We start from the raw sequence: 26,837 nt of genomic DNA on the forward strand, positions 1-26,837 counted from the left end.
ACAGCGTCTTTTATAGTGGTACGAAGTCTTGTTCTCGCTCCTTTATATTTTCACCTAGTACATTTAAAGGGCAGCCGTTAGGATTTAGTCCGATATTATCGATTCTTCGGTTTATCATGCAGAAAGAAGATAGATTTTCTAAGAGGTTTTGATAGCTTTTTATACAACGAATAGGGTTTTCTAGTAGAGTCCGTCTTTTGTCATTACTGACTGACTCCAGAGAGTCTATATAGTTTTCGTCAATTTTTATTAGAATATTTGGTTCGGTTCGGACACTCAACATTAGTCTCAGAAAGTCTCGAATTAGAGATATATATTCATCGTGTTCGTCGCCTTCGCTAGTTGTTAGGTCGTTAGGGATTTCTTGACAAAATATTAGGGCTCTATCAATCCATTCGTTGTAAGAGTCAATGGCGGTTTCTAGAAAATTATTTCTGTTATCTATAGGTGAGAAATCTATGTGTGAGTTTGAAGGAAAACACTTTCCGTAAAGTTGGTTAGAATCGTAAACGTGTAAGTCCTCACTCTTCTCGTTGAAGTTTTCTATTAGTTTGTAGAAATTATTTTTATGTTCCAAGTAGTTTCTAAAAGTGTTGTTTATTTCTGTTTGGTTAAGCATCTCGGCTGTTTGATAACTTCTGTATATGGTTGCGTAGAAGCCTAATATTGATAGGGTAATCAAAGCCGCTACTTTTGTAGTTCCTTCGCTTAAAAAACTAATGAAATATTGGTAGCACCCCGGCTTATTAAAGCAGACGTTAGGATAGTTTTCTGCAGACCAATCTACTAATATAGCTCCGGCTATCAATACTACTAATGTAGCAGATGCGCCTACAAAAAATTTATCTGAAAGTAATCCGTTCTTACGACTCATTAGTTGGTCTCATCCATATATGTAGTCAATCACTCTAAAGCTTGGGCGAATCGCGGAGGGTTACACCAGATATTACGCTTTGGATTGAGAGATAGACCCTGCACGCAGCGTAAAAGCCGATTCGGCAAACCGGCATGAAGGAGGGGACGTACACTGAATCCTGAGCGTTACGCTGTTATATTCTTCCTGACTAGATCATTGGTTTATTGTTATTAGCTTCATCAGGAGGCGATAAACCATGCATACAATGTAGTAAAGGGTGCCATGGGTGTTTGGTTTTGGCAACTGCTGATCGGTGAAGTTAAAGGTGGCAGGGAGAAGGAGTTATGCGATACCTAGAAAATATGGGCCGTGTCTCGGCCCATATTCGTTGGTTTCCGTAGAAAGTTTTACTGCGCAATCAGCTGATACTGCTGATTGGTCGCCCCGGGCAAACACTCCCATTGGATCAGGTTAGCGCCATCGGCGGTGTCATTGGCGTCGACGTCGAGGCATTTCTGGCTCAGGCGGTTGATGATTCTCCAGCGGCCTTCTCCTGCACTTTGAAAGCGGTATTGTTGGTTCTCGCCGCCCCAGTAATTCCAGAGCATGGCGTTGGCGCCATTGGCAGTGGAGAGTGAGTCGATATCCAGCCCCAGCGCGGGGGCATTGACCGGAGATATCCGGTGGTAGTCGCCATCGACCTGGGAGATGTTCCATTTTTGGCAGTCGTTATTGAGCCAGCTCCACTGTTGCACATTGGTGCCATCGGCATTGCCGCAATTGGCGGTGTCAAGTGCTTTGCTGCTGTGCAGCGGCACGATTCGGTATACGCCGTTGACGGTGCCGTTGTTGGAGCCGCCATCACCGGGTGGCGTGCCCACTTGCGAGCAGCCAGAGACATTGATGCTGGAGCTATCGGTGCGCACTAACTGGCAGTTGGGGTTACCGTTACTTACACTGCCGCTTAATACGTGAGTGTTGCTGGCGTCTTCCAGAAAAATACCCTGCGACGTAGTGGTGTCGATATCCACATAGTTGATGGTGGTGCCATTGCTGCCGGTTACGCTAAAAAAACCGCGCCCTGAGTTGCGCGAGTACACGCTATTGACCGAGACGTTGGGGCCATTGTTATTGGCCACGCGAAATGTAGCGTAACCGCCGCCCCAATTATTGTAATGGCCGGTAACATTGCCCACGGTGCCGTTGCGCGAGTTGTTTAACAGCACGCCCGAGCCTCCGTTGTTGGTGACCGTAACATCGCCGATGGTAAAGCCGTCGATGCCATAGGTTTCCAGGCCATGACCTTTGGCGCCGTTAATATTGATGTTGCCGGCTACCGTTAAGTTGCTGGCCGGTGCGGTAGAGGAGTCTACCCGGATACCGAGGCCCACGGGATTGTTGTTGCTTAAATCCATGGTGATGTTCTCGAGCGTGACGTTAGAGCAGCCGCGGAACCAAACACCATAGCGCGGGTTACCCACCACATGCAGATTGCGCACGGTAATGTTGTTGCGCCGGTCGCAGTACACGGGTACCACCAGCTCGCCGCCGTTGGCGTTTAACTGATGGCCGTGAAAATCCAGCGTTTGTCCGGCTTGGGGGCGTATTGCATAGACTTGGCCGCCATCGCTGCCGCTGGCGCCCGAGTTGCGAATGTTGACGGTGCCAGAGCCCATATTGTTGATGGCGGCATTGATTGCATCAAAGTAACGGTTGCCGTTGTAAACACTGTTGCCGTCGACGCGCGCGAGCCAGCTACCGTTGGTGTAAGTGACTTCGGCGTCGGCCAGTGCTTGCGCGGAGATCGCCGCTAGCGTTGCGGTGAGAGCAGAGCGAATAAAAAGCGAGTGATACATTTTGCGAGACATAAGCTATCCCTATCATGATCGGATTTATGAGCCCGGTGAGAGCTTGGCCAATCATCCTTAGCGCCCAAAGGKCTAGGTACTGCGATTGTTATTGTATTTCCCACTGGGAATTATTGTGATGCCGGGGCAGCCGGCGGAGACAGGCTATCTTATGGGGAGATTTACTTATAATATTATAGTTTTAATGTGTGACGCCGCGCACAAGACGGTACGCGAGCTGAGAACCGAGCCGCATTTAGGCGGCCGGTTCATCGTTTTCAAGGGATCAAGCTGTGACTTATTACGCAACTTGCTCCACCTCGAGCGCTTCTTTTTGATCTCGCCACTGCACCTGATCGCTAAAGTGTAACAAGCGCATATGGCCAGAGTAATCCTCGACCAGCGCGGTGCAGTTTTCGATCCAGTCGCCGGTGTTGCAGTAGCGAATACCGTTGGTTTCGGTTAGTGCGGGGTAGTGAATGTGGCCGCAAATCACACCGTCAAAGCCGCGCCGGCGCGCTTCGTCGGTAGCTTCTTTTTGGTAAGTCTCAATGGCGTCTTTCGCGCCTTTGATATTGTCTTTGATCATCCCCGCCAGTGAGAAGTAGGGCCGGCCCATCCACTTGCGCCAGCGATTGGCCCAGCGATTGATAAACAATAAAAGGCCGTAACCTATGTCGCCAAAAAAACGCGTGATGTGCGTTAGGTTGATGTAAGCGTCCATGGCGTCGCCGTGCATAATCAGGTAACGCTTGCCGTTGGCGCAGGTGTATTCGTGTTCTTCGATAATCTCGATAGGGCCAAACAAATTGCCGGCAAAGCGGCGCATGGGTTCGTCGTGATTGCCCGGCACATAAATAACGCGCGTGCCGTTGTTGGCCATATCGTACAGTTTAAGCATTACTTGGTAGTGCTCTTTGGGCCAGCGGAATTTACGCTTAAGCGCCCACATGTCGATGATGTCCCCCACCAAATACAGCGTGTCACACTGGATGCTGTCGAGAAACTCCAGCAGGTACTCGGCTTTGCAATCGCGATAACCTAAATGCAAATCGGAGATCCAGATGGTGCGTCCTTTGATTACAGCGCTTTGAGTGGTTTTAGCGGTCGGCTTGGCCGCCTGGGGGGAGGATGATGCGGGTGTTGCAGTGAGAGACTCTCGGGCAGTCGTCGTCATGGCGTGTTGCCTATGTCAGCTGTCTGATGGCCCAAAGTGTGAAAAACAGCGGTGACGGTTAGGCGACAATTTGGTGAAACTTTGGTGACAGTGACCCCGGGCGTAGAACTTGGGTTGGCAATCGCTGTCGTGGGCGGGGTTATTGCGTTTGTTTTTTTAGTAAGGACAAAACAAAGACGGCGGTGGTGCCCAAGACAATCGCAGGCCCGGCAGGCCAATCCCAATAAAATGAACCGCTGAGCCCGGCGACTACCGCCAGTGCGCCAATGGCACTGGCCAACAATGCCATTTGTTCCGGTGTGCGCGCCAAGCGCCGTGCAGTGGCGGCGGGAATAATCAGCAAAGCGGTAATGAGCAGTACGCCTACTACCTTCATGGCGATGGCAATTACCAGTGCCATCAATAGCATTAGCGCGGTGCGTACCGCGGTCACGGGGATGCCCTCAACGTGAGCGAGGTCTTCATGAACGGTAATGGAGAGCAGTGGCCGCCACAAATAGGCCAGCGCCGCCAGGACTAAGACCCCCACGACCCAAATGGTGATGACATCTACGACGGTGGTCGAGAGAATATCGCCAAATAAATACCCCATTAGATTAACGCGACCGGGGCTGATTACGCTGATCGCCACTAAGCCCAGCGCCAGTGTCGAGTGGGACAAAATGCCTAGCAGGGTGTCGGTGGCCAGTTGTCGTCCGCGCTGCAAGGCCACCAATAAGAGGGCGATTAGCAGGCAACCGGCGGCGACGGCGATATTGATATTTATGTCTAACAGCAGCCCGAGGGTAACCCCCAGCAGTGCTGAGTGGGCCATGGTATCGCCAAAGTAGGCCATCCGACGCCAGACCGCAAAGCAGCCCAAAGGCCCTGACACCAGAGCCACACCGAGACCGGCAGCCAGTGCGAGCAGTAAAAACTCAGGCATGGGGCGGCTCACTTTTATCGTGGTGATGCTGGTGCAGCTCGCCGCACTCATCGTGGGCGTGATCATGGTGGTGGGTATAAAGCGCAATTTGCGCCTCAGCGCGATGACCGAACAGTTCCAGGTAGGCCGGGTCGGCCGTTACTTGCGCCGGGTGACCGTGACAGCAAATGTGGCCGTTTAGGCACACCACCGTGTCGGTGTTGGCCATGACTAAGTGTAAATCGTGAGAAATCAGCAAAACACCGCAGCCGAGCTCGTGGCGCAGCTCGTTAATCAGTGCGTAAAGCGCGGCCTGCCCGGCCACATCCACGCCTTGCACAGGTTCATCGAGTACCAGTAGTTGGGGGTTGCGCAGCAGCGCGCGAGCTAGCAATACGCGCTGAGTTTCACCGCCGGATAATGCCTGCAGGTGCTGTTCGAGCAAGTGCGCCGCGCCGGTGCGGGTGAGTGCATCGTTAATCGCGGCGGGCTTGCCGCCCCCCAGTGCCAAAAAGCGCTTTACCGTGAGCGGTAGGCTCGGGTCGATATGCAGCTTCTGCGGCATGTAGCCGATGCGCAAGTTAGGCAATTGAGTTAGATTGCCGCTGTTGTAGGACATTAAGCCTAAAAGAGCGCGTACTAATGTAGTTTTGCCGGCGCCATTGGGGCCAATCAGAGTGACAATTTCGCCCGCGTGGACCGTTAAGTCGGCCCGATCAACCAGGGTGCGATTGCCGCGAATCACCGACAACTGGCGTGCTTGCAGTAATACAGTGGGGTGGCTCATGGGGCGCTGGTATCCGCGCGGCAATTAGGGCACAGGCCAAATACTTCGAGCGATTGAGATACCACCGCAAAGCCGGCATCCCCGGCGGCCTGCTGAATACTATCGCTGACCGCGCTAGAGTGAATTTCCTCGGCGCGGCCGCACTCATCACAGAGCAAAAAATGGCTGGCGTGCGAGTGGTTTGGGTGTGGGCAGCCAATGTAGGCATTGAGGGCCCCGATGCGGTGAATCAGTTTTTGCTCGAGCAAAAAATCCAGTGCGCGGTACACCGTGGGCGGCGCCACCTGCCGGGTAGATTCAGCCGCTAATAGGTCAATTAGGGCGTAGGCGCCCAGCGGTTTGTGGCTCTGCCAAATAAGCTCTAGCACCTGTTTGCGCAGCGGTGTTAACCGGGCGCCGCGCTCGGCACATAGGGTTATCGCTGCCTGCAGCGCATCGCTGACACAGTGCTGATGATTGTGGGTACTAAAAGCTAAGGGCGTATTATCCATGAGAATAGTATAACCGATATGTTATACTATAACTATTGTGTTGCTAGCCCTTCCTTCAGGTTGTTTTCTATGTCGATCGCTCGCCTCGTGCGCCCTTTATTCTTATGTGTTTTGCTTATGTTTGGCCTTGTGGTGCGCGCCCAACCGCTAGAGGTGGTGGTAAGTATTAAGCCTTTGGCGATGATTGCCGAGCGCATTGTAGGCGACGACGCCAAGGTGCACACGATATTGCCGGCGGGGGTGTCTCCCCATGAGTTTGCCCTGCGGGTGTCGGATATGCGCCTTATTAACGACGCTGATTTGGCCTTTTGGGTAGGCCCTGAGCTGGAGGGCTTTTTGCAAAAGCCATTTGCCGCGCTGCCCGCCGCAAAGGTACTGACGGCCGGCAACCTTGGTTCTATACATTGGCCCACCCCTTCGCCGGGGCAGCATGACCATGATTCCGAGCACTCGCATACCCACTCTCACGCAGAGGGGCGGGACCCGCACATTTGGCTTAACCCGGATAACGCGATGGTTTTGGCCCGGGCGCTGGCTGTGCAGTTGGGGCAAGTGCGTCCCGGCTCGGCTGATATTTATAGTGAGCGGGCCGAACAGTTTAGCCGTGATATTGCGGCTTTGGATGAGCGTTTACGGCAGCAATTAGCCCCAGTAAAAGATCAGGGGTTTGCGGTTTATCACGACGGTTATCGACATCTTGTCGCTCATTACCAGCTTAATCAGGTGGATTACGTGACATTAACGCCCGAGCGGCGCCCTGGTGCAAGGCACTTATATGAGCTGGAGGAGCATTTAAAGCATGAGGCGGTTTGCCTGTTTGTCGAGCCCTATGCCGATACCAGTGCGGCTTCAACTTTGGCTAGCCGCGTGGGGTTGCGTACGGGTGTGTTGGATCCGCTGGCGAGTGCTACGTCGCTTCTCAGTTATCAAGATCTAATGGCCGGTTTGGCGACGGCGTTAGTGGGGTGTTTGCAGGGTGTTAGTGAGTAAATGGGGGGTAAAGCGGTAAAAAAACCGTTGGTTGCTCACATCCTGCAGTAATTCACGTTGCCCGGCTTGGGGCCGCGGGATTGCTGTCTGGTGAACAACCAAAGCTTTTCAATCAGTCATCAATCTTGTCAATCATCAAATCTTACGCCGATTTCCGTATCGTTATCGATCTGTCCAATCAAACTGTAGCGCGCAACCTAAGCTAGCGCGTAGGCACTAGTGGGTTGTKCTTTAGGCCGACCTGCTGTTACAGGCTCAGCTCTTGCTGCATTTTTTCGTTGAACTTCTCATTGATTTTAGCGCTTAACTTGTCGGCAATCGCGTCGGTTTTGTCGGTAAAATCAACATCGATTACTTTTAGTTCGTTGTCCGCTAAATTCTTTTCTGATTTAACGTTGATGGCTTGAGCCGTTTGATTGGCAGCCAGGGTAAGGCTGTTGTCAGCTTGCTCGGTGGCGTCATTTGCAATTGCGCCGGTGGCAAAAAGTAATCCTGCCAGTAATACACCATAGGTCTTCATAAGATCCCTCCGTTGGTTTAGGTGACGTAACGCGGCGGTGTGTCGCGTTTACGGTTATCGTAATCGACCGCTTGTGGCGGTCTGTTACCATCTGTTACGTATGGTAACACAAAGTGAGGTTTAGTCCATAGCATTACTTGATTAATTTGTAAAATGCTGCAGAAACCGCCTCTAAGTGACGGTTTTTGGGGAAATAAATGCTTGGTTGTGCACTTTTTGACCGGTAACACTTGTGGTAACTAAGAGATGTGGCGCTGTTTTCGCCAAAGAGATACCTGTGGCTTTGGTGTATCCTTGCGCTTGCTTTGGCCTGTGCTTACGGAAAAGGCCGGCGTTACCCCGCACCACGAACAAGCGACACGAGACAATCTTATGAGTGAGCAAAACCCCATCGTCTTAGTGGATGGCTCTTCTTATCTGTACCGCGCCTATCATGCCCTGCCGCCGTTAAACAATTCGCGTGGTCAGCCCACCGGTGCAGTAAAGGGCGTGATCAGCATGCTGCGGCGGCTGCTGAAAGATTACCCCGACAGCCCGGTGGCGGTGGTGTTTGATGCCAAGGGCAAAACCTTTCGCGACGAGCTGTTCGCCGAATACAAAGCTCAGCGGCCGCCGATGCCCGACGATATGCGCCCGCAAATTGAGCCGATCCACAATATTGTGAAGGCGATGGGTTTGCCGCTGTTAGTCGAGGAGGGGGTCGAGGCCGACGATGTAATTGGTACTCTGGCTCTGCAGGCCAAAGACGATGGCCGCCCAGTGGTGATTTCTACCGGCGATAAAGACATGGCGCAGCTGGTGAACCACAAGGTAACACTGGTAAACACCATGACCGGTAGTGCGCTGGATGAAGCGGGCGTAAAAGAGAAGTACGGATTTGGCCCCGAGCTTATGATCGACTTTTTAGCCTTGATGGGTGACAAGGTGGACAACATACCCGGCGTGCCGGGGGTGGGCGAAAAAACCGCCAAGGCGTTGTTGCAGGGTGTGGGCGGGTTAGATGCACTGTACGACAACTTAGAGGCAATCCGTGAACTGGATTTTCGCGGCGCGAAAAAGATGCCCGAAAAACTCGCCGAGCACCGCGACCAGGCGTACCTATCCTATGAGCTCGCTACTATTAAAGTTGATGTGCCGCTGCACGTCGAGGTCAACGACATCGCCTTGGGCGAGCCCGATAAAGCCGCCTTAAAGGCGCTATTCGAGGAGATGGAGTTTAAAACCTGGCTCGATGAGCTGGATGCCGAGCCAGAGGCCGCGGCAGGCGAATCAGAGCCCAAAGAGAAAGTAAGTGTTCACTACGATACTGTGTTAAGCGAGGCCGACTTTACTGCCTGGCTGGATCGCTTAAAAGCGGCAGAGCTGTTTGCCTTTGATACCGAAACCACCAGCTTACAAGCGCGCAGTGCCGAGGTTGTGGGGGTGTCTTTTGCAGTTGAACCCGGTCGGGCCGCCTACGTGCCGCTGGCGCACGACTACTTAGAGGCGCCCGAGCAGCTGGATCGCGAATGGGTGCTGGAGCAACTCAAGCCGTTGCTCGAGGACGCCGGCAAGGCCAAAGTCGGGCAAAACCTTAAGTACGATCGCAATGTGCTGGCTAATCACGGAATTACCCTGAAGGGCATTGCCTGGGACACCATGCTGGAGTCTTATGTGCACAACTCGGTAGCCGGGCGCCACGATATGGACTCGCTGGCGATGCGTTATCTCAATGAAAACACCATCCACTTTGAGGATATTGCCGGCAAGGGCGCTAAGCAGCTGACCTTTAACCAAATTAAGGTCGAGGATGCCGCCCCTTACGCCGCTGAAGACGCCGATATTACTCTGCGATTGCACGAGGCCATTTGGCCGCAGCTAGAGCAAGACGAGCCGCTGCGCAAGGTGCTAATGGACATCGAAATGCCCCTGGTACCGGTATTGGCTGACATTGAGCGCAACGGCGCCCTGGTGGATGCCAAGCAGCTTGGCGAGCAGAGCAAAGAGTTGGAGCAACGCCTGCAAGAGCTTGAGCGTGAAGCGTTTGATATTGCCGGCACTGAGTTTAACTTAAGCTCCCCTAAGCAGTTGGGGGTGATTTTATTTGAGACTCTGGGTTTACCCGTTAAAAAGAAGACCAAAACCGGCGCCCCCTCTACCGCCGAAGAGGTACTGCAAGAGCTGGCGCTGGATTACCCGCTGCCCAAGCTGCTGCTGGAGTACCGCGGGCTGGCCAAGCTTAAGTCGACCTACACCGATAAGCTGCCAAAAATGATTAACCCGGCTACCGGGCGCATCCACACCTCTTACCATCAGGCGGTAACCGCCACCGGGCGCTTGTCGTCGGCCGACCCCAATTTACAGAACATCCCCATTCGTACCGAGCAGGGCCGACGCATTCGCAAGGCATTTGTGGCGCCCAGGGGCTACAAGATCCTGGCGGCAGACTACTCGCAAATCGAGCTGCGCATTATGGCGCACCTATCGGGCGATGAAGGCCTACTAAGCGCGTTTAGCCAGGGGCTTGATGTGCACAAGGCCACGGCCGCCGAGGTATTTGGCACCGAGGTTGATAAGGTCACCGATGAGATGCGCCGCCGCGCCAAAGCCATTAACTTTGGCCTGATTTACGGTATGTCGGCCTTCGGACTGGGTAAGCAATTGGGCTTGGGGCGCAACGAGGCTCAGGGCTACATCGATCGCTACTTTGAGCGCTACCCAGGCGTCGCCCGCTACATGGATGATACCCGGGCGTTGGCGCACGCAACCGGCTATGTAGAAACCATCATAGGGCGTCGCCTGTACCTGCCGGATATCAACGCGCGCAATAAGATGCTGCAGCAGGCCGCAGAGCGAACCGCGATTAACGCCCCGATGCAGGGAACCGCCGCCGATATTATTAAAAAGGCCATGGTGAGCGTCGCGGATTGGCTGTACGAGAGTAACTTGGACGCCAAATTGGTGATGCAGGTGCACGATGAATTGGTGCTGGAAGTTAAAGAGGCAGATTTAGACGCCGTGCGCGACGGTGTGATTGAACGAATGAGCGCTGCTGTGGACTTAAAAGTACCTTTATTAGTGGAGGCCGGTGCCGGAGATAGCTGGGATGAGGCCCATTAAAGGTTAATTTTGAGGTTTTTTACGCCAAAAGTGAAAAATTTTAAATAAACCTGAACAAAAGCTGAACTTTTCCGGTAGAGGCGACTCTCAGTAACAGCACATTGAACAGTTTATTTTTCATGAGCTCCTCCTCTATTGGCTAAATGCCAACTTGGCAGATTAACTTGCTGACATCAGGCCCCGATCATATGGTTGGGGCTTTTTTTATGCGTCGGTTTATCTGCAGTGAGTAGAGCGGCGAAGTTGCTAAACGCCGGTTGTTGCGCGTTCGTTGCCGAGTTAAGACGTGCATCACAAATTTTTACACATACCGATGAACTAACCCGCAAGCTTCTAGTCTCAGTTACAGGTTGATTGCGTAGCATGCAAATCCGTAACTGGCATCACCCCCCAAGGATGTCAGTATTGTGGCCGATAACAAATTGTTATCGGCCTTTTTTTTGCCCACTCGCTGAAACTTCCCAGCAGGCTAACCCTCAAGCTCCTCTGGTTGTAACTCCCGTCCACCCTCTAACAGCCAGCTCGACAGCTTGATCTTAAGCTCGTCCAGCCCGGTCTTTTTAAGCGACGAAAACATCTGCACACTGATCAGGTCGTCCACCTCGGCGTCTTTAAGGTCTTTTTTAATTTGCAGCAAAGTGGCGTTGGCTGGACCCTTTTTGAGTTTGTCGGCCTTGGTGAGCAGCAAGTGCACCGGCATATTCACTTCAACCGCCCAGTTGATGACCATGGTGTCAAACTCCTGCATGGGGTGGCGAATATCCATCACCACCACCAGACCGGTCAGGCAGCGACGTTCGTGTAAGTACTCCGATAAGTTCGCCTGCCACTTTTGTTTCATGGCCAGCGATACTTTGGCATAGCCGTAGCCGGGCAAGTCGACCAGCCGCGTGTCTTCGGTCAGTTCAAAGTAGTTAATTAGCTGAGTGCGGCCCGGGGTTTTACTGGTGCGTGCCAGCTTAGAGTTGTTGGTAAGGGTGTTTATGGCGCTGGACTTGCCCGCGTTGGAGCGCCCGGCAAAGGCGACCTCACGCCCGAACTCTGGGGGACATTCGCGAATACTGGGGGCGCTTTGAGTAAATTGCGCGCGGTTAAAGGCGACGATCTCGGGCATGGTGATTACTCGTAGTTACGGCTTATCGGGTGTTGGCTCGGCAGTGTACCGGTTTCGGGTTTCGCGGGGAATTGTTCAGAGTTTCGCGAGTTAGTATATAATGCCGGCTGCAACCGGGTTGAGCCATCCTTTTTGGCCCTCAGCCTCTGCCTGGCAAGCAAAGTCAAGGCAACATCGCCAACACAAAATGACGACTTCACAGGTTAGCCAATGAAAAAACATGTTTTATCTTTGCTTCTCGCAATGGGGGCCGCAGCGCTGACCCAAAGCGTTAGTGCCGCTGGCGACGCCAGTGCCGGTGCCGACAAATCGGCTGTTTGTGCCGCCTGTCACGGCGCCGATGGTAACAGCCCAGCGCCTACCTTTCCCAAAATCGCCGGGCTGGGTGAAAAATACATTCTTAAGCAGTTGCGTGACATTCAGGCTTGGGATCAAGCCTCGGGTGACGATAAAGCCACCACTGGCCGCGCCATTCCAGAAATGACCGGACAGCTAAGCGGCCTGAGCGACCAGGACTTGCAGGACCTGGCCGCGCACTATGCCGCGCAAACCATGCAACTGACTGGCTCGAAGGAAATGACCGTCAAGATTAACTCTGGTGAGATCGTTGATGCGCTGGCCCTGGGGCAGCGGACGTTCCGCGCTGGCAATCAGGAAACTGGTGTTCCGGCCTGTACCGGGTGTCACTCCCCCACCGGGGTGGGCAACGCGCCAGCGGGTTATCCACGCTTGGGCGGGCAATACGCCGAGTACATCGAGAAGCAGTTGCACGCCTTTCGGGCGGGTGAGCGCACCAACGACGGTGATCAAATGATCATGCGATTGGCCGCTAAGAACCTGAGCGACCCCGAGATCAAGGCGCTGGCTAATTACATCGCGGGCTTGCACTAACCCCGGCGATCGAGCTAAAAAAGGCGGCCTTTGGTCGCCTTTTTTGTCCTTAATCGCTTAACCTGTATCGGAACTTGCGACTCACTTGCGGTTCTATAGCCTGTCATTGTGATTTAATGATTAACGATAAATACCTAAAATGGAGCGAAATTATGCGCGTATTCGTTGCCCTAATCGGCATCTTATTTAGCTTGGTCGCCTGTGCTCAGGACGCCACCCCAACCTATGAAGAGGGTAAGGAGTACACCGAAATCGCCGAGCCCGTGCGCACCGACGATGCCGACAAAATCGAAGTGCGTGAGATGTTTGCTTACACCTGCGGTCACTGCTTCCGTTTTGATCCACTGTTCCACGAGTGGAGTGAGAAACAGGCCGATGACGTCAATGTTATTCAAACCCCAGTGGTATGGGCCACCCAAATGGAGCCATACGCACGGGCCTTTTACACCGCCAAAGCGATGGGGGTGTTAGACGAGGCGCATATGGATTTGTTTAACGCTTTGCACATTCAAAAAGCACGGATTCTTAATGTTGACGATTTTGCCGAGTTTTACTCGCAGTACGGCGTCGATAAAGACAAGTTCACCAAAACCTTCGAGTCGTTTGGTGTCGATAGCCAACTGCGTCAGGGCGACGCTAAAGCGCGCGCCTACGGCATTAGCGGTACGCCAGAGCTGGTGATTGACGGCCGTTACCGCGTTAGTGCCAGCGGTGCAGGTGGGCATCACGAGATGCTGCAAGTAGCCGATTACCTGGTAGAAAAGATACGCGCTGAGAAAAATTAGTCGCGTCGTCAGCCAAGCTGACCTGCAAAAGCCCCGGTAGTGATCCACTACCGGGGCTTTTTTGTATCCTATCAGGCACCCGAGCTGGTGTTGAAATTAGTGCCGGCTATAATGAGGCAATCGACCGTAATAGGTGGCAATAACAATGCGAGATACCGAGCTTACCGGTGACGAAGCAGCTAAATGGCGAGATAAGTATCTCGATGCCTTAGATGCTCAAGAGCAGCAAGAAAAAGCCTATCAGGCCGAGTCGCAACTGCTGAGCAAAGCGTTGGCGCGGGTTAGTTTAGCGGCTGAGGGCCAGCATCCCGAATTAGATTTGGTGCTTGAAGCGCTGCGTCGTAGCTTGCGGGCGGATGATAAAAACAGCATAAGCTCGCATTTGCAGAGGCTCGAGGAGTCACTGCTGAACTTCGAGCGCTATCGCGACCAAAATGCTGCGCAACAAAGTGACGCACTGCAGGCAATGGCGGCTCGTTTGCAGCAGATAGCTCCCGAGCGCGCCCTTAAAAAGCAACTGCGCAGCTTAAGCCTGGATGCGACCAAACACCGAAACCGGCTAGATGCCTACCCCGAGCTCCTGCGTACGTTAGAGCAGCTGCAAGCGCAAGTGCTGGCCGAGCGCGACCCGGAGCCCGCCAAGCCCGGCGGTTTAATGTCCCGTTGGTTTGCTAGCAGCGACCATCGGGACGAACAAACCACGGGGCACCAGCCTGAGCCAGAAGAAGCAGGACTGGCGCCCAGTACCGGAGCTGAGCGGAATGATGGCGCCGGTAAAGCTGATCGTGCCCTGTTTGAGTTAAACCCTAACGCCACCCTGCGCGACAGCGAAACTGTGAGCGAAAACTTACGCGCGATCATTAACGAGTTACTGCTAAGTGTTGAGGCCCAGGCCATAGCACCAGAGCGGGTCAGCGCGTTGCAGCAGCGGTTGCGCTCGGGCATTAGCAACGCCGATTTACTGCCGGCACTAGGTGAGGTGAGGGATTTAGTACTGGCGGCCTACATGGCGGCCACGCGCGCTTTTAGGGGCTACCTGACGGAAGTGAATCAGCAGCTAGCCGATATCTATCAGGTGATTGAAGGCGCGGCTCACCAAAGCGACGACTTACTGCAGGCGAGCGATCAAATGCAACAGCAAATGTTGAGCGAATTTGCTGAGCTGGAGGATCAAAGTGCCCGGGCCGAGAGTCTCGATGCGTTAAAACATCAGGTGCAGAGTCGGCTGGGTAACATCCGCGCCGCACTGCACGAGTACCAAAGCGCGAGCGAGCGCGACCATCCGGTGACCGAACAGCTAAATCTGTTGGCGGCCCGGGTGCGAGAAATGGAGCAAGAGGCGAGCCGCAGCCGCGAGGTGCTGGAAGAGCAGCGGGCGAAAGCGTTAACCGACCCACTGACCGGTATGCCCAATCGCGAGGCCTACAACGAGCGTATACAGCTAGAGCAACAGCGGTTTCAGCGTTACGGCCACCCGCTAACCTTGGCCGTGTGTGATTTGGACTATTTTAAAAACATCAATGATACCCTGGGCCATCAGGCGGGTGACCGGGTGTTAAAAGTATTAAGTAGTGCCATTGCCAAGCGCCTGCGCGAAGTGGATTTTTTTGGTCGCTATGGTGGCGAGGAGTTTGTTATCGTGATGCCAGAGACAAGCGCCGACAACGCGTTTGTTGTGCTCGATCGCATTCGTGCCGCTATTGCCAAAACGGCCTTTAACTACAAAGACACGCCGGTCGATATCACCGTTTCAATTGGCATCGCCGAGTTTCGTGCAGGTGGCAATGAAACCGCCGAGCTCGTGTTTGGTCGAGCCGATAAAGCGCTTTACGATGCCAAAGCAGCCGGGCGCAACACGTGTATGCTGGCCAGCGGAGAATAACACTTTATGAGGTTTTTACTCCCCAAGCTGATGCTTGTCTTGTGGCTGTTCAGCGGTACCCAGTCGATGGCGCTGGAGGTTTATGTCCAAGATGCACAGGGGACAGGCTTGAGCAATGCGGTGGTGGCGTTGCACGGCCGCGAGCCGCTGTTAGCCCCGGCTGATACCTATAGGGTGATCGATCAGGTGGGCCGCGAATTTTTACCCTCTGTGGCAGCGGTTCAGGCGGGTAGTTGGATACGATTTCCCAATAGCGATGATATCCGTCATCACGTGTACTCTTTTTCGCCGGCCAAGCGTTTCGAGCTTAAGTTATACCATGGCGCTACGGCCGAGCCAGTGAAATTTGATACGCCTGGCCAGGTGGTGCTGGGCTGCAATATCCACGACTCGATGGTGGGCTATGTCTATGTGGTGGCCACACCTTACTACGCCCTGACCGATAGTCGCGGCCGGGTGAATATCGAGGCTCCTGCGGGTAATTATCAGCTGGAGGTGCAGCACCCGCGCAGCGCCCAAGGGGTTACCCAGGCGGTAGAGGTTAATCAGGCTGCCGCCGAGCTGAAGGTTACCCTGGCGCCACTCGCACCGGATCCGCGCAACAGTCAACCCAAAACAGATCTGGAAAAACTGTTTGATCGATAAGCGACCGACACTATGATGCGTTACCGCATTAAGCTGATCCTGATACTGCTTGGCATGGTCGTGCTACTGCAGACTTCCTCCTATATTGCGACACGCACCGTCATTCTTGACACTGTGATTGATGATGCCTATCGCGAGCTCGATCGCGGTGGTCGATTATTTTCTCAGTTAATGAATACCCGGGCCCGGCAGTTAGCGCAATCGGTAAATGTACTGACCGATGACTTTGGCTTTAAGCAGGCGGTTGCCAGCCGTGAAAGTGCCACTATTCGCTCGGCGCTGCTTAATCATGCTGCCCGGGTAAACGCGGACCTCGCGTTTGTGCTCGGCCTAGATGGAAGTATTGCCGCCAGTAGTGGTGAGTTGAACTTAGAGAGCGATCAGGCTTTATCTCAAATAACGACAGCGCGCACCGGTAATGGCACGCTCTACGCACCATTAGTGATTGACGGCGTACTTTATCAAGTGGTGTTCTCGCCCATTAATGCGCCGGTACGTATCGGTACGGCCGCCATTGGATTTGAAGTTGATCAGGCGCTTAGCGAAGAGCTGAAAAATCTGACAGATCTCGATGTGTCTTTTTTACAGCAGAATGAGAAAGGCTCAGAGTACCTAAGTGGCACACTGGAGAGCGATGCCCGTATAAAACTAAGTGAGTCGAAAGCGTTGCTGGCGGCCGGGCCCAACGACGTTTGGCGTGACGGTGAGGTGTTGTATAACCGGGTGGCAATTGCCACCCAGCCGCAAACCTTAATCGCTGTGTTGCAGGCACCTCTCGCGAGAGCCTTACAGCCCTTTTCAGTGTTGGATACACAATTGCTGACATTGGCGCTGTCATTTTTATTGATAGCGGGTTTTATCGCCCTAGTGTTGGCGCGCAACGTAACAGAGCCGGTGAAGCGGTTGGCGGAAATTGCCCGAACGATCGCCCAAGGCAAATATAATTCACCGATTGAGGCAAAGGGGAACGATGAGTTTTCAGAATTAGCTCAAGCGTTCACCAGCATGCAACACGCGATATCTGAGCGAGAGCGGAAAATTGTTTTTCAGGCCCAGCACGATAGTCTTACCGGCCTGGAGAATCGCTCCCAGGTAATTTCGCTACTTGAGCAAGCCGTGGCTAGCACTCGTCAGAGCGACAAGGTTGCGGTAGTAGCGGTAGTGGATATTTATAAGTTTACCCAAATCAACGACACTCTGGGGTCTGAAATTGGCGATAAAGTTTTGCAGGAAATGGCCACTCGCTTACGCCTTTTTGTCGGTGCCGATGGCCGGGCGGTACGATTAGGCAGCGACGAATTTTTATTGATCATTATGGTTGCAACAGCCGCCGAAGGCATAGAGATTATGGTGCAGTTGCGTAATGATTCGAGCCGACCACTACACATCAGTACCAGTGAAATTCGCGCCGAGCTTAATGTTGGCTACGCGATTTATCCAGCCGATGGCGCAAGCCCTGAGCTATTAATGCGGCGCGCAAATCTTGCGCTTAATTATGCGCGCCAGAGTCACACGGGTGCGTCGAGATATCATCCTGGCTGGGATGAAGATCATTTGCGTCGTTTGCAACTTTTAACGGATTTTCGACCGGCTTTGTCCGGCGGAGATATTTTATTACATATACAACCTAAGATCTCCGCACATGCCGCGCAACCACTGGGTGGTGAGGCACTGGTTCGCTGGGTGCATCCGCAACTGGGTTTTGTGAACCCAGAGGAATTTATCAGTGTTATAGAAAGCGCCGGACAAATTAATCTGTTAACGCGCTGGGTGATTGAGCAGGCGGTAGTGATGCTCGCTCGGCTGAATAAAGCGCATCCGGGTTTTAAACTGTCCATCAATTTATCGGTACTCGATTTGCTGGACGACGAGCTGTGTGAGTTTGTTGACCAGAAACTTCAACAGTTTGAGCAGAGCAGCAGCGGCTTGTGTTTTGAAGTTACCGAAGGCGCCATAATGCGCGAAGCGGAAAAAAGCGTTAAAAATCTAGAGAGGCTCCACGCATTAGGCGTAGAGCTTTCTATTGATGATTATGGAACCGGTTATTCATCACTATCACAATTAAAGAAGCTACCGGTCAGCGAGCTTAAAATTGATAAATCCTTCGTACTAAGCCTCGAGCACAATATCGATGATCAGCAAATCGTAAAATCAACCATTGAGCTTGGGCACAGCCTTGGCTTGAGTGTAACAGCCGAGGGGGTTGAGTCCGAAGCCAGTCGCGACTGGTTGCTGGATCACGGTTGCGATACCTTGCAGGGATACTTTTACAGTAAAGCTCTACCGCTTGAAAAGTTTGAGCAATGGCTGACGACGTATCGGCAACAGGAGCAGCTCAACAATGAAACTTAAGCAGGTATTAATAGCAACATTACTGCTCTCGCTGGCGTTGCCTGCCACCGCGGCACCGCGCAGTAGAATCATTGCGACGGGCGGCGCCAGTACCATAGAAGGCACGGCGGGGGGCGGTATTGTACCAATGGCCGTACTGTCTGGTTATGGCTCGCAAGAAGAGGCCGGTGGTGCGGCGTTTGCCAGTATGGTGAGCACACCCGACTACGACTTGACCGCGATTGGTGCCAGTTGGAGCTGGCGAAACCGGTTTGAGCTATCGCTCGCCGATCAAACCTTGCAGCATCAAACGTTGTCGGCGGCGCTGGGAGTGGCCGATGAAACAATTCGACAAACCGTGCTGGGGTTAAAAGTCAGAGTGGCCGGTGATGTACTTTATACCACCGTGCCGCAAATTAGTGTCGGTGTGCAGTATAAGAAAAATCATGACTTTTTTATTCCCGCCGCCGCCGGTGCCCTGGATGACAGTGACCTGGATTATAACGTGGCCGCCACTAAAGTCTTTTTGGGCGGTTTTTTTGGCTACAATTTGTTGTTGAATATGAACGCACGATATACCCGGGCTAACCAGGGAGGGTTGGTTGGCTTCGGTGGGGATGTAAACGATGATCGACAGTGGCAGAGTGAATTATCGGGCGGCGTTTTTTATAACCAGCATTGGCTTTTTGGTGTAGAGCATCGCACTCAGCCAGATAATTTATCCTTTGCCAGTCAAGATGATTGGCAAACGGCCTTTGTGGCGTGGTTTCCCAATAAACATGTAGCGGCGGTAGCCGCGTGGGTTGATTTGGGCGAGGTGGCGACTTTAGCCGACCAGGATGGTTGGTATTTATCCCTTCAGGGGAGTTTTTAATGAAACATTTAAGTGTGCTCTGCTTCGTGGTGATGCTGATAGGCACCGTTGCTTGTGCGCCTCGCTCGCCTGAGCCGACCTTATACGATCGTTTGGGTGGCCCTCAGGGGGTGGACGCAATCGTCTACCAGCTGCTGGTTAATATCTCACAAGACGATCGGGTGATTGACCGGTTTGATGGCGTAGATATCGAAAAATTTCGTGTTGGATTTGCCCAGTACATTTGTAGTGTTAGTCACGGAGGCTGTGTTTACAGTGGCGATAATATGCAGCAAATACACGCGGGCCACGATTATACCGCGACTGAGTTTAACGCCATTGTGAGCAATTTGATCGACGCTATGGAGCACGAGAAAATCCCTACCCGGACGCAAAATCAGCTGCTAAAGCGCTTGGCGTCAAGTTACGATGATGTGGTTTACCGGTAAACGAAACGTTACATTTATTAACGCCCGCGCCAGTGGGCCGCTATACAATGATTGGGCTAGCTATGCCCAATTATAAATTATAAACATAAGAGAGAAGAGCCATGAGAACATTGCTATTTTCTACCCTGATACTGGCTGCCGGTTCACTGCAAGCCGCCTCAAGCCTGGAGCTAAACGAGCGGGGCTATTTTTCGATGCCTGGTCTGGATGTCACGGTATTTGCCGATATCTACCCGGACGGCCATCAAACCGGTGTTACCGTTATTCAGCACGGTGAACGTACCGCTGCCAATGGTGACCTGCGCTTAGAAACCTCACCTGGGCAGTGGTCTCCGGTACCGACAGGCGTTGGTGATGCTCAGGTCGATGAAAAAAACCAACGTATTTCCCAAACCTTAGCGTACCCGGATGAGAGCAAAAACCGTAAAGGCTTTAACCCCATTATTTATCCCGATTTAAAATTTACGTATAAGGTCCATGTCGAGCCCTTGGAGGGGAGCAGCTTTAAAATCAGTGTTGATTTGCAGCAGCCACTGCCCGACGAGTGGATTGGCAAGGTGGGTTTTAATTTTGAGTTGTTTCCCGGTGATTTGTTTGGTAAATCCTATTTGATGGGTGACAGTTCGGGTATTTTTACGCAACAGCCTAATGGGCCGATGCTTGAGCATCAAGGCGAGTGGTTAGCGGAACCCTTAGCCACAGGAAAATTTTTAGTTGTGGCACCGGAGGCCGATGCCCAGCGATTGCAGATCGAGCAGCGAAAAGGCGGCGAATTAGAGCTGTGGGATGGTCGCACTAATCATAACAACGGCTGGTTTATTGTCCGCTCATTAATACCCGCAGGTGCTAGCCGCAACGCCATCGAGTGGGTGGTTACTCCCAGCGTGATTGACGATTGGCAATATCAACCAGTGATTCAGGTGTCGCAACTGGGCTATGGTGTTAGCCTGACAAAAACCGCCGTAATTGAGCAGGATGCCAGCGATACGAAAGCGAGCAAGGTGCAATTATTAAAGCTCGGAGCCGATGGCCCTCAGACAGTGGATGAAGCGACCCCTGAGCCCTGGGGTAGCTTTTTACGTTATCACTATTTGCGCTACGACTTTACCGCTATTCGTGAGCCAGGTATGTATCAAATTGCCTACCGCGGGCAAAAATCACAGCCCTTTAAAATTGGCGAAGATGTTTACTCGCGTCACGCTTGGCAGCCGACGCTGGAGTACTATTTGCCTGTGCAAATGTGTCATATGCGGGTGAATGAAAAATACCGCGTTTGGCACGACAAGTGTCACCACGACGATGCGCTGATGGCGCCGGTTGACTACAACCACATCGATGGCTATATCTCTGGCCCAGAAACCCTGACCAAGTTTCAGCCAGGGCAGCCAGTGCCCGGTTTGAACAAGGGCGGTTGGCACGATGCGGGCGATTATGACTTAAGGGTCGAGTCGCAAATAGGCACGACCTGGCTACTGGCCATGATGGTGGAGGAGTTTGGGCTTAACTATGACGCCACCAGTATCGATCAGGAAAAACAGGTGGTCGAAATTCATCAGCCCGATGGTAAAAATGATGCCTTGCAGCAAATCGAGCACGGCTTGCTAACGGTGCTGGGTGGTTATGAAAACTTAGGCCGTTTGTATCGCGGCATTATTGTCCCGACTAAGCGCCAGTACGTTATGTTGGGCGATGCCGCCGCGCAAACCGATAATTTGGTGTATCACCCAAGCTTAAAACCCGGCGAGGCGAGAGACGGGCGCTCGGGCACCCCGGATGATCGCTGGGTGTTTACCGAGCAAAACCCTAACCGCGAATTGGATGTGGCCGCGGGTTTGGCGGCGGCGTCACGTGTTATGCGAGACTATAATCCAGAGCTGTCGCAACGAGCACTGGAGGCCGCTGAAGCCATTTATACCGGTGCATTTGCTAAGTCGGATAAAACCGCCACCCGTGCGTTTGCGCTGGCGGAGTTAATTATAGCCACCGGTAAGCAAGCTTATATCGATGCCCTAACGAGTATGCAGGCTGACATTGTCGCCGATATTGACAACAGCGCCTGGCCCATTGGTCGGGTAATGACGGCGATTGATAACCCAGAGTTTATTAAGGCAATTAACAGCGCTGTGGTAGAGCAGCAGCAAAGAGTACAAGCCCAGGCGGCCGAAACACCTTATGGTGTACCCTATAAACCACACATTTGGGGGGCCGGTTGGGGTATCCAAGACTTCGGGGTTAAGCAATATTTTGTGCATAAGTCGTGGCCTGATATAGCCAGCAGCGACATTTATGTGAATGCGTTAAATTTTGTTTTGGGGGTTCATCCGGGTAACAACACCAGTTCGTTTGCCTCTGGGGTAGGGTCAAAGTCGGCATTGGTTGCCTATGGGGTTAACCGTGCCGACTGGTCGTTTATTCCTGGCGGCGTAATATCCGGTACAGCGCTTATTCGCCCCGATCTTCCCGAGTTAAAAGTGTGGCCGTTTTTTTGGCAACAAACTGAGTATGTGATGGGTGGCGGCGCCACCAATTATATGTTTCTGGCGTTAGCGGTTGAGGCTTTGGAGCGAGGCAATAGCGCTAAGGCTGATTAAGCCAAGTGCCTGGTTACATCTGCGGATACACGGCAAAAGGCGGGCTCGAGTAAGAGCCCGCCTTTTGCGTTAGCCGTTGTGCTTACTCATTGCCGGAGTAATTAATATCGCTCCAGCTTTTAACAATACTCTTTACATAAGCGCCGGATTCGGTAAGGTCTTCATCGCTCCAGGCGCCATCGGTTGTCGCACCATTTTTGAGTATCGAAGCCCCCTCTAGTTTATCGTTAAGTGCCCAGTTGGCGTGGCTAAGCTGGTTACGCTTGATAAAAGCCATCCACTGCTCAGTGCTTTGCCGGTCTACGGCGCCGTCACCGTTGGCGTTTACCGTACCCCATTCAGTAACCATTAATGCGATTCCTTTATCCAATGCGTACTGGGCCTTTTTACGTAAGGCGGCTTTGTGGGTGCCGGCGTAAAAATGCAGGGTATAGGCGATGTTCTCGAAACCGGTAATAGGGTCGTCGGCCGCTTTATCAACATCTTGCGACCAGGTTTGGGTGCCGACAATAATGAGGTTGTCCGGGTCGATCGCGCGAATCGCCGCGATGATTTTTTCGGCGTAGGGTTTAATCACCGTTGCCCAGTCAGTGTCGGCCAGAGGCTCATTGTAGATCTCATAAATAATATTGGGTTGTGCGCCATATTGACGGGCAAAGTGCTCGAAAAACGCAATGGCATTATTAGGGGGGTCTTCGGCGTGGTGGGCATGCCAGTCAAGAATAACGTACATGCCCTGGTCGATAGCGGCTTCGATGACCGTCTCGGCCTTGGCCATGTTGTCCTCGGCATGGGTTAGCATGCCGCCGTTTAGGCCGGCGCCGATGGCAGCGCGAATGATAGGGGCGTTCCACTGCTCTTGAATATAGTTAACCACGTCGGCGTTGTAGTATTTATCGGCGCCCCAGCCAGTGTTGCTCCAAAATAAACTGGGCCCGGCCAAAGAGACCGGTTGTGCCTGCTTATCGACGATACGGTTGCCCTTTACCGCAAGCTGGCCATAGTGCTCTACGGCGGTGTCAGCCTGAGAGGGCAGGCAGATACTGAGCGCGGTGCCAAGTAGTACACAAGACAAAGATTTTACGAGCATTATTGGCACCTTATTATGTAAGAATTGGCTGCCTCATTTATACTAATCGCTGTCGCCGCTGTCCAATACCAGCGGCGCGACCAAAACAATTCTTTACACCCGGTCTCTATAGGGTGTGCGATAGAACAGGAGGTGAAGCGTGCGGCTTGCCATGGATGTGGTGAATGCTTTTGCTCGCGGCCCGTTTAGCGGTAATCCTGCGGCGGTTATCATTACTGGCCAGCCCTTGCCCGAGCGGCAAATGCAGGCTATTGCGGCGCAAAATAATCTGGCTGAAACTGTGTATGTGGTCACCGGTGAGGTACCTTGGTCGATCCGCTGGTTTACGCCAGCGCGAGAGGTCGATTTGTGTGGTCACGCCACATTGGCCGCGGCCTATGTGTTGGCTGAGCGAGGCCTGCTAGAAGACGAAGGCGTGGCTTTCAGCAGTGCCAGTGGCCCGTTAGCGGTGAAACGCCACGGGGACGGCTGGCAATTGGACTTTCCGGCCCGGCTTACCGGCCCTGCACTCGACGTCGAGTTCCATCACATCGCCACGGCGCTAGGCTGTCAAACCGATGATATTGAGACGTGCTTTGACGGGGTGCAGTTGATGGTGGTGCTTAAAACCGAGGCGGCCGTTGCGGCGCTTAACCCTGACTTTAGGGCGCTGTCGCGACTGCATGACTTTGCCGTTATGGTGACGGCTCCAGCGCGCGATGACTTTGTCGCCCGTTTTTTTGCCCCTAACGCCGGTATTGATGAAGACCCGGTTACCGGCTCGGCTTACACGACCTTGATGCCCTACTGGGCCGAGCGCTTGCAGTGTACCAGCAGCAAAGCGCGTCAATTGTCTGTTCGCGGTGGCTGGCTTGAATGTACACTGGCCGATAACCGGGTGTTAATTGCCGGCGTTGTTGAACCGTTTTTGCGGGGTGAGATCCAAGTGCCCGAGGGTTAAAACACGGTTATTGGGAATTGCCTCAAGCAAGATAATGCTTGGGAAATCGTCTATGGTTACAAGATGCCGCTATTGCGTATAGGCATGTAGACCAATCGGAGAAACCTCTATGTTCTTGTTGTCGCTCGTTATTTTTATTGCCCTACTCACCGTAGTACTTTACTACCAAGTGCCCCTGCTGCTCAGCTCTGTGGTGTTGGTGGCCGGCTCATTCATTCTGACCTTCGTCTCGGGCTGGATGTGGATCCTATTCTTACCCACCCTAGCGCTGGCGGTATTTTTGAATGTTCCTGCCCTGCGGCGCCCGATTCTGATTCAGCCGGTGTATAAGTTGTTGCAAAAAGCCATGCCGCCCATGAGTGTTACCGAGCGCGAGGCGATGGAGGCGGGTACTACCTGGTGGGAGAAGGACCTATTCAGCGGCCGCCCCGACTGGAAAAAGTTTGTCGATATCGAGCTGCCGCAGCTGAGCGAAAAAGAGCAAAGCTTTCTCGATAATGAGGTAAACGAACTGTGTACCCGCATTGACGAGTGGCAAATTTTTGAAGACCAGGACCTGTCGCCCGCCGCTTGGGAGTATTTAAAAGCCGAGGGCTTTTTTGGCCTAATTATCCCCGAGGAGTACGGCGGCCGCGACTTTAGCCCCTACGCCCAGAGCCGGGTAATGAGCAAAATTGCCAGCCGTTCGATTACCGCGGCGGTGACCGCCATGGTGCCTAACTCGTTGGGCCCCGGTGAGCTGCTCATGAAATACGGCACCGACGAGCAAAAGCAGCGCTGGCTGCCGGGGCTGGCTGACGGCACCGAGATTCCCTGCTTTGGTTTAACTGGCCCGGAGGCGGGCTCTGACGCCGGCTCGATCCCGGATATTGGTGTGGTTTGCAAAGGCCAATTCGAGGGCCAAGAGGTTGTCGGCCTGCGTCTGAATTTCTCTAAGCGCTGGATCACTCTGGCGCCGATTGCCACCGTCGTGGGCTTGGCGTTTAAGCTAAAAGACCCGGAGCATCTGCTGGGCGATAGCAACAAGTCTGATTATGGTATTACCTGCGCCTTGTTGCCCGCCGATCACCCCGGCATTGAGATTGGCCAGCGCCATAACCCCGGTTCGCCGTTTATGAATGGTCCGATCAAAGGTGACGATGTGTTTATCCCACTGGATTGGATTATTGGCGGGCCCGCTATGGCCGGTAAAGGCTGGCGTATGCTGATCGAATGTTTAGGTGCCGGGCGCGGCGTATCGCTGCCTGCGCTGTCGACTGCCAGTGGCGAGATGAGCTACTTAACTGTGGGCGCCTACGCGCGAATCCGTCGTCAGTTTAATATGGAGGTGGGTAAGTTTGAGGGTGTCCAGGAGGCGACCGCGGAAGTGGCCGCCAATGGTTATACTCTTGAGGCTATGCGCCAATTAGTGACTCGCGGGCTCGACTCGGGTGCGCCATCGGTTATGACCGCGATGGCCAAATACCACGCTACCGAGCTGATGCGTACCTCGGTTAATCACGCCATGGATGTGGTCAGTGGCCGCGCTATTCAGTTGGGGCCGCGTAATTTTACGGCGTTTGCTTATCGCGCGTTACCGGTTGCTATTACAGTTGAAGGGGCGAATATTTTAACGCGCTCGTTGATGATATTTGGCCAGGGCGCGATGCGTTGTCACCCCTATTTATTCGATGAGGTGCAAACGCTGCAGGCCGAGGATGAAGACGCAGCGTTGGATGTATTTGATGGCCTGTTTATGAAGCACATAGGTCATGTACTGAGTAATGTTACCCGGTTAAAACTGTTTAGTTTTACCGGCTCGCGCTTTAGCCCCACACCGGTTAACGCCGATGATTTCTCGCGCCGTTGGTATCAGCATATTAACCATATGAGCGCCGCATTTGCGGTGGCGGCGGATGTGGCCTTGGGCGTGCTGGGCGGCGATTTAAAGCGCCGCGAGCTATTGTCGGCGCGCTTAGGTGATGTACACAGCCAGTTGTTTATTGCCTGCAGTATTTTAAAGTTTCACGGCGCTCATCCACGCACCGATGATGAAGACGCTCACGCGCAATTTGCCTTAGAGCAATCGCTTTATAAAGCGCAAGAAGCGCTGTTGGATTTTTACCGCAACTTCCCGCTTCGCCCGGTAGCGTGGGCCTTTAAACTGGCGACTTTTACCTTCGGCCGCAAGTACAGGGCGCCTTCCGATGATGCTGTGCGCCGGCTGGGTGGTTTGATTATGGAAGACAACAGCGTGCGGCAACAGCTGGCAAGCTACGTCTATGTAAGCGATGATCCCACTGACTCCGTAGGGCGGGTAGAGACTACGTACCAGATGCTGCTGGCATTGGGCGATAGCTGGCACAACTTCTCTCGCGCTCAGGCGAAAGGTGAGTTAACCGGCGATACATTAGAGGCACGCCTGCACGATGCTGTAGCGCGCGGTATTATTAATGAGTCTGATGTGACGCCACTGATGGAATACGATGCGCGTCGCTACGACTGCTTGTTAACTGACAATTTTGATAAACTTTGATAAACCAAAGCACTTCACGTAATAACCTTGAAGTTTTGCGGGCGCTTGCGCCTGCCACTGACAATAATAAATAAGCAGGA

The 26,837-nt window shown here is 53.1% G+C and carries 21 protein-coding genes; 12 read left to right on the top strand and 9 right to left on the bottom strand.

Going from position 1 to position 26,837, the window contains the following annotated elements; genetic code table 11:
- Positions 1–10: 10 nt before the first annotated feature.
- From SD69_RS03080 to SD69_RS03105, 6 genes are all read right to left on the bottom strand, one after another.
- The gene (locus tag SD69_RS03080; RefSeq protein ID WP_041522043.1) at positions 11–874 is read right to left on the bottom strand and encodes a hypothetical protein; all 864 of its coding nucleotides are present in this window, start codon (positions 872–874) and stop codon (positions 11–13) included.
- 389 nt (positions 875–1,263) lie between these two features.
- On the bottom strand, positions 1,264–2,724 hold the full coding sequence (locus SD69_RS17955) for an RICIN domain-containing protein (RefSeq protein WP_052480841.1): 1,461 nt from the start codon (positions 2,722–2,724) through the stop codon (positions 1,264–1,266).
- A gap of 280 nt (positions 2,725–3,004) precedes the next feature.
- Positions 3,005–3,880 carry a UDP-2,3-diacylglucosamine diphosphatase gene (locus tag SD69_RS03090; RefSeq protein ID WP_084591471.1) on the bottom strand — a complete coding sequence of 292 codons (876 nt, stop codon included), beginning with the start codon at positions 3,878–3,880 and terminating at the stop codon, positions 3,005–3,007.
- 139 nt (positions 3,881–4,019) lie between these two features.
- On the bottom strand, positions 4,020–4,805 hold the full coding sequence (gene znuB / locus SD69_RS03095) for a zinc ABC transporter permease subunit ZnuB (RefSeq protein ID WP_041522044.1): 786 nt from the start codon (positions 4,803–4,805) through the stop codon (positions 4,020–4,022).
- Positions 4,798–5,571, bottom strand: a complete 774-nt coding sequence (gene znuC, locus SD69_RS03100) for a zinc ABC transporter ATP-binding protein ZnuC (protein WP_041522045.1) — start codon at positions 5,569–5,571, stop codon at positions 4,798–4,800. Before znuC ends, znuB begins: the two co-directional genes overlap by 8 nt.
- Positions 5,568–6,062 carry a Fur family transcriptional regulator gene (locus SD69_RS03105; RefSeq protein ID WP_041522046.1) on the bottom strand — a complete coding sequence of 165 codons (495 nt, stop codon included), beginning with the start codon at positions 6,060–6,062 and terminating at the stop codon, positions 5,568–5,570. The genes znuC and SD69_RS03105 overlap by 4 nt, the downstream gene beginning before the upstream one ends.
- Before the next feature lie 69 nt (positions 6,063–6,131).
- On the opposite strand from SD69_RS03105, the gene SD69_RS03110 reads away from it, so the two are divergent.
- Positions 6,132–7,052 carry a zinc ABC transporter substrate-binding protein gene (locus tag SD69_RS03110; protein WP_052480842.1) on the top strand — a complete coding sequence of 307 codons (921 nt, stop codon included), beginning with the start codon at positions 6,132–6,134 and terminating at the stop codon, positions 7,050–7,052.
- Between the two features lie 247 nt (positions 7,053–7,299).
- Here the strand turns inward: SD69_RS03110 and SD69_RS03115 are convergent, their stop codons facing one another.
- Positions 7,300–7,572: a hypothetical protein gene (locus SD69_RS03115; RefSeq protein ID WP_041522047.1), complete on the bottom strand. Its 273-nt coding sequence runs from the start codon at positions 7,570–7,572 to the stop codon at positions 7,300–7,302.
- Positions 7,573–7,944: 372 nt separating this feature from the next.
- Between SD69_RS03115 and polA the strand changes: the two genes are divergently transcribed.
- Positions 7,945–10,671 (top strand): DNA polymerase I, encoded by a 2,727-nt coding sequence (polA, locus tag SD69_RS03120; RefSeq protein ID WP_041524380.1) that lies wholly within the window; start codon positions 7,945–7,947, stop codon positions 10,669–10,671.
- Between the two features lie 469 nt (positions 10,672–11,140).
- On the opposite strand, the gene yihA is transcribed toward polA, so the two are convergent.
- Positions 11,141–11,785 carry a ribosome biogenesis GTP-binding protein YihA/YsxC gene (gene yihA / locus SD69_RS03125; protein ID WP_041522048.1) on the bottom strand — a complete coding sequence of 215 codons (645 nt, stop codon included), beginning with the start codon at positions 11,783–11,785 and terminating at the stop codon, positions 11,141–11,143.
- A 210-nt stretch (positions 11,786–11,995) separates the two neighbouring features.
- Here yihA and SD69_RS03130 point away from each other — a divergent pair, with 210 nt between their 5' ends.
- From SD69_RS03130 to SD69_RS03165, 8 genes are all read left to right on the top strand, one after another.
- Positions 11,996–12,676, top strand: coding sequence for a c-type cytochrome (locus SD69_RS03130; RefSeq protein WP_041522049.1), 681 nt, complete (start codon positions 11,996–11,998; stop codon positions 12,674–12,676).
- Positions 12,677–12,828: 152 nt separating this feature from the next.
- Positions 12,829–13,461, top strand: coding sequence for a thiol:disulfide interchange protein DsbA/DsbL (locus tag SD69_RS03135; protein WP_041524381.1), 633 nt, complete (start codon positions 12,829–12,831; stop codon positions 13,459–13,461).
- A 145-nt stretch (positions 13,462–13,606) separates the two neighbouring features.
- Complete coding sequence (locus tag SD69_RS03140) at positions 13,607–15,343, top strand: diguanylate cyclase (RefSeq protein WP_041522050.1); 1,737 nt, start codon at positions 13,607–13,609, stop codon at positions 15,341–15,343.
- A gap of 6 nt (positions 15,344–15,349) precedes the next feature.
- The gene (locus tag SD69_RS03145) at positions 15,350–15,988 is read left to right on the top strand and encodes a methylamine utilization protein (RefSeq protein WP_052480843.1); all 639 of its coding nucleotides are present in this window, start codon (positions 15,350–15,352) and stop codon (positions 15,986–15,988) included.
- Positions 15,989–16,000: 12 nt separating this feature from the next.
- A complete protein-coding gene (locus SD69_RS03150; RefSeq protein ID WP_041522051.1) occupies positions 16,001–18,340 on the top strand; it encodes a putative bifunctional diguanylate cyclase/phosphodiesterase in 2,340 nt (779 codons plus the stop codon).
- Complete coding sequence (locus tag SD69_RS03155) at positions 18,330–19,193, top strand: DUF3034 family protein (RefSeq protein WP_041522052.1); 864 nt, start codon at positions 18,330–18,332, stop codon at positions 19,191–19,193. The genes SD69_RS03150 and SD69_RS03155 overlap by 11 nt, the downstream gene beginning before the upstream one ends.
- On the top strand, positions 19,193–19,621 hold the full coding sequence (locus tag SD69_RS03160) for a group I truncated hemoglobin (protein ID WP_041522053.1): 429 nt from the start codon (positions 19,193–19,195) through the stop codon (positions 19,619–19,621). The genes SD69_RS03155 and SD69_RS03160 overlap by 1 nt, the downstream gene beginning before the upstream one ends.
- 101 nt (positions 19,622–19,722) lie before the next feature.
- Positions 19,723–22,212, top strand: coding sequence for a glycoside hydrolase family 9 protein (locus tag SD69_RS03165; RefSeq protein ID WP_041522054.1), 2,490 nt, complete (start codon positions 19,723–19,725; stop codon positions 22,210–22,212).
- A gap of 82 nt (positions 22,213–22,294) precedes the next feature.
- On the opposite strand, the gene SD69_RS03170 is transcribed toward SD69_RS03165, so the two are convergent.
- On the bottom strand, positions 22,295–23,302 hold the full coding sequence (locus tag SD69_RS03170) for a glycoside hydrolase family 5 protein (RefSeq protein WP_041522055.1): 1,008 nt from the start codon (positions 23,300–23,302) through the stop codon (positions 22,295–22,297).
- Between the two features lie 139 nt (positions 23,303–23,441).
- Here SD69_RS03170 and SD69_RS03175 point away from each other — a divergent pair, with 139 nt between their 5' ends.
- Positions 23,442–24,242, top strand: coding sequence for a PhzF family phenazine biosynthesis protein (locus SD69_RS03175; RefSeq protein WP_052480844.1), 801 nt, complete (start codon positions 23,442–23,444; stop codon positions 24,240–24,242).
- A 109-nt stretch (positions 24,243–24,351) separates the two neighbouring features.
- Positions 24,352–26,757 carry an acyl-CoA dehydrogenase gene (locus SD69_RS03180; RefSeq protein WP_041522056.1) on the top strand — a complete coding sequence of 802 codons (2,406 nt, stop codon included), beginning with the start codon at positions 24,352–24,354 and terminating at the stop codon, positions 26,755–26,757.
- Positions 26,758–26,837 lie beyond the last annotated feature (80 nt).

It is taken from the genome of Gilvimarinus agarilyticus, from assembly GCF_000832015.1.
GTDB classification, from domain to species: Bacteria; Pseudomonadota; Gammaproteobacteria; order Pseudomonadales; family Cellvibrionaceae; genus Gilvimarinus; species Gilvimarinus agarilyticus.